The 4283-nt window shown below is 57.0% G+C and carries 5 protein-coding genes; 1 reads left to right on the forward strand and 4 read right to left on the reverse strand.

The features are described 5' to 3' along the window. From QZ377_RS12410 to QZ377_RS12425, 4 genes are all read right to left on the reverse strand, one after another. A partial coding sequence (locus QZ377_RS12410) for a penicillin-binding protein 2 (RefSeq protein WP_291441528.1) occupies positions 1-1515 on the reverse strand: 1515 nt, incomplete at its 3' end. A gap of 127 nt (positions 1516-1642) precedes the next feature. Beyond that, complete coding sequence (locus tag QZ377_RS12415) at positions 1643-1945, reverse strand: hypothetical protein (RefSeq protein ID WP_291441530.1); 303 nt, start codon at positions 1943-1945, stop codon at positions 1643-1645. Continuing rightward, entirely contained in the window at positions 1942-2925 is a 984-nt protein-coding gene (rsmH, locus tag QZ377_RS12420; RefSeq protein WP_291441532.1) for a 16S rRNA (cytosine(1402)-N(4))-methyltransferase RsmH, read from the reverse strand. The genes QZ377_RS12415 and rsmH overlap by 4 nt, the downstream gene beginning before the upstream one ends. A gap of 9 nt (positions 2926-2934) precedes the next feature. Next, positions 2935-3381 (reverse strand): division/cell wall cluster transcriptional repressor MraZ, encoded by a 447-nt coding sequence (locus QZ377_RS12425; RefSeq protein WP_291441534.1) that lies wholly within the window; start codon positions 3379-3381, stop codon positions 2935-2937. A gap of 388 nt (positions 3382-3769) precedes the next feature. Between QZ377_RS12425 and QZ377_RS12430 the strand changes: the two genes are divergently transcribed. Then, positions 3770-4283: pyruvate kinase (locus QZ377_RS12430; RefSeq protein ID WP_291441536.1), on the forward strand; the 514-nt coding region annotated here is incomplete at its 3' end.

The following is a 4283-nucleotide window of genomic DNA, read 5'->3' on the forward strand; positions in this document are numbered from 1 at the left end:
GTCGCTTTCTTCAACCACGTCACGCATCATGCGCATGACATCGCGCACGGTGGTCTGCGAGAATATACGCTGCGGAACTTCTTCAACATTATTGTCTTCGCGCGTGAGGCGCAGCGGTTTGTAGACACCGTTATTGAGCAGCGTCAGATATGCCTGGGCCATTTGCAGACCTGTGACCGAAATACTCTGCCCGAACGCCGTGGACATGATATCCACCTCGCTCCAGTCACGGGGGATGCGCAAAATACCCTTGCTGTCAGCCACCGGCACATTGGTACGCTGCCCGAAGCCAAGCGCATGCAAATACTTGTAAAACGTGGGCGCGCCCATCATCAGGCCGATCTTGGCCATGCCGATGTTGGAAGAGTAGCGCAGCACCTTGTTGGCGGGCAGCACCCCCTGCCGTGAAGTGTCACGAATGGTAAAATTTTTGGCCACCCACCGACCGCTTTCACAATCGATGGCGGTACTGGTGTTGATTTTCTTTTCCTGAATGGCGGCGGCCATAACAAAAGGCTTGAATGTGGAGCCAGGCTCCAGGGCATCAGCCGCCAGACGGTTGCGGTACACGAGGGGGCTTGTATCTTTATAGGTATTAGGATTGAAGAAGGGATATTGCGCCCAGGCCACGATTTCTCCCGAAGGGACATCCACCACCAATGCTCCACCCCAACGGGCGTCGTAATCACGCACGGCGCGGGACACTGCTTCTTCCACAATGAACTGCATCTGCACATCAATGGTCAATGTGAGGTCCTGACCACGCGGCTCGCTCTGCCCTTCTTCATGCAGATAAAAGCGGCGACCCATGGCATCGCGCTGTACTATCTGACGGGTGGGGATGCAGCCCAGGCGCGCTTCCATCGAGCGTTCAATGCCCTCAAGCCCTTTGTCGTCCAGCCCCACAAAACCCAGTACCTGTCCAGCCATATGCTTGAAGGGATAAACGCGGTCATATTCCTTGGAAAGCCCGATACCGGCCAGATTGGTCTTACGCACCGCTTCGGCGGTAAAGTCGTCAACCTTGCGCTTTATCCAGACAAACCGGCGTTTCGTCTGAGAAAGGTCGTTGTAAAGTTTCTGCGGCTCTATGCCCAGAATGGGGCCAAGGGTGTTGGCCATGAGCTGAAAGTCTTCAATTTCCTGTGGCCGGGCGTAAATGGAACGAGCCTCGATGCTCCGGGCCAGCACCTGTCCGTTGCGGTCAAAAATCATGCCGCGGCGGCCTGTCACCAGTTCCGAGGCCATATGCTGCCGCCGTGCACGCTCGGCCAGACGCGGGCCTTCAATCATTTGCAGATACCAGGCGCGGCCCCACAGGCCTGCCCACAGCAGACAAAAGACAACAACAACCATCTTGATGCGCACACGGCCCCAGTCGATCTGCCCCGCCCACGCAAAGCGCGATTTGCCTTCGGGGGCCGGAGTCTTCATGCGATTGGAAGCGCGTGATTTCTTTTCGGCTCTGGGGGCATCGGTATGCCTGTTGGCCTTGCGTGAATTGAGTTTGAACATGGCGTGTCTCGATGACTTCCGGGTTGGTCCGGTTTTTACTGATAGTATTTATGTTGCCGCCTCCGGTCTGCCGCAGGTGCGGGATAGACTGGCGCGACGTATCGGAGAGGTTTTATATGCGTAGAATCTAGTGGCCTTCCATCCGTCGGATCTGCCCCGGCTTTGGCTCGCGCATGGAGAATTCCTCCGCGCGGCGGCGCAGCTCGTAAGGTGACAGCAGGCGCTCTCTTTCCACTTCAAGCTTGGCGCGCAGGGCGCGCCGTTCGCGCATGGTGTTCTGCGCGATATTGATAAAATATGTGGTGTCCATGCGCTCAATGTTGCTCCACACGAGCACAAGGCCCATGACCATGCAGGCCAGCAAACCAAGCACCAGAAAAAGCAGCCATCCCCTGCCGCCGGTAGGCTTTACCGAAAGATTGCGCTTCACGAACCGGAATCCTCGGCAATCTTTTCCACAGCGCGCAGCTTGGCGCTGCCCGCCCGTGAATTTGCCGCCAGTTCGTCCGGCCCGGCCTGTACGGGTTTTTTGTGCAGAATGCGCACTTCGGGCTGATGCCCGCATATGCAACGGGGGATGTGGCGCGGGCAACGGCAGCCTTCGGCCCAGTGCCGCATGGCCTGCTTGACCATACGATCCTCAAGCGAATGGAATGTTATGACGGCCAGCCGCCCGCCAATGGGCAACCATGCCAGAATCTGATCCAGAAAACAGCGTAGTTCACCAAGTTCATCGTTAACGGCCATACGCAGAGCCTGGAAAGTGCGTGTGGCGGGATGCCGACGGGCTTTGGCCCGCCAGGCGGCCGGGTACGCCCTTTCAACCAGTGCAGCCAGTTGGCCTGTCGTATCAATGGTGTTTTTCTGCCTGGCGTCCACAATGGCGCGGGCAATACGCCCGGCTTGCGGCTCTTCGCCCAGGGTGGCGATGCAGTCTTTGAGCTTGTCGAAGCTTTCACGGTTGACCCAGTGCCACGCCGAAAGCTGCACCGAGTTCTGGTCCATTCGCATATCCAGAGGGCCATCACCATAAAAACTGAAGCCGCGCTCCGCTTCGTCCAGTTGCAATGACGAAACGCCGATGTCCAGCAAGGCTCCGTCCACCTTGTCCCAACCGAGCTCGTTGAGGGCTTCGGCAAAACCACTGTAGCGGCAATGAAACAGATGCGCTCGGCCGCCAAAGCCGCTCAAACGCTGCCCGGCAAGGGCAAGCGCGTCTTCGTCACGGTCAAGTCCGCACAACTCTATGTCGGGGGCAGACGACAAAATGGCACTGGCGTGTCCGCCCATGCCAAGAGTGCCGTCCAGATAACGTCCCCCGGCGCGCGGGTCGAGCGCCGCCAGGGTTTCCACGGGCAGAACGGACACATGCCGTGTCGGTTCCGTAGTATCGTTCATGGTCTGCATCATAAATAGCGCCTAAAGGCTGATCGCCACGCCGCTGGCTGCAAGCTCCGCAGAAACGTCTTCAAGCTCCAGGGCGTCAAAGCGGATCTGATCCCAGATTTCAAATTTATTAAGCATGCCCACCAACATGACGTCCTTTTGCAGTCCGGCTTCACGCATGAGGGCTTGGGGAATGCGCACACGGCCCTGGGCATCACACTGCACTTCCTGAGCGAGACCCATAACCTTGGTCTTGAAGTGTGAAAGACGCGGCGAAGGCATGGGAATGCGGTTCAGCTGTTCCGTAACTTTTTCCCAGTCTTCGGGCAGATAGGCCACCAGACGGCCATAATACGCGGTGAGCCAGAAAACTCCTGTGCCGCCGCTGGCACAAAGCCCTTCCCGGTATTCGGGCGGCAGCATGAGACGCCCTTTGGGGTCAAGGCTGCGGGAAAGGCTTTTTGTGAAGAGTTTTTGCACGGCTTACCACTTTTTTACTTCATATTACCACTTTTTCCCACTTATGCCCCAAGGCCATGGGGGTGTCAAGCCAAGTACAAAAAAACCGCAACATTTATGGATGAGGCCGGTTTCAGGCATTTCCGGCAAGGCGGAAACACAGGTATGCCCCTAGGAAGGCGTGGTGGTAAAAAGTGTTTTTTACCACCGGCAAGCTGCCGTGCGAAATATGCCGCAGCCTGGCAAAGTATCGCCCGGTACTCCCCCGGGTGCGCAACGCACGCGCCGGCAAAGCTGAAGACCTTGACAATACGTGCGAAAATCAAGATGATTTTTTGTGCTGGTCAATCGCCCTTTTCTTGCGTCCATACGCCAGGCCAGCTTTTTGCCTTCTAAACAAGGACACACCATGAGAACCAAAATTGTCGCCACGATCGGCCCCGCTTCCAACAGCAGGGAAAAACTGCATGAGCTTGCAGAGGCTGGCGTAAGTGTTTTTCGTCTCAACTTCTCACATGGCGCTGCTGCCGACTTTGTGAACATCATAAAAAACATCCGGGAAGTGGAGCAGTCTCTCGGAAGGCCGATCACTATCATGCAGGATCTTTCCGGGCCGAAAATTCGCCTGGGCGTGGTCCCCGAAGGTACGATAGAGGTAGAAAAAGGCATGCGCCTGCTGCTTGGCCCAAGCCAGTCACGCATTGATGAAATGCCCTATCTGCCTTTTGACCATGAAGAAATTCTTGAAAGCCTGGAACCCGGTGACCGCCTTGTTCTGGCCGACGGCGGGCTTCAGTTCATCGTGCAGGCGCGCCGGGCCGATGATCTTGTGCTGCTGGAAGCGGATAACAGCGGCATTGTTACTTCGCGCAAGGGGCTCGCCCTGCCCGGCAAGGCCACAAAGGTACGCGCCCTGACAGACA

The organism is Desulfovibrio sp., assembly GCF_019424165.1.
GTDB lineage: Bacteria > Desulfobacterota > Desulfovibrionia > Desulfovibrionales > Desulfovibrionaceae > Desulfovibrio.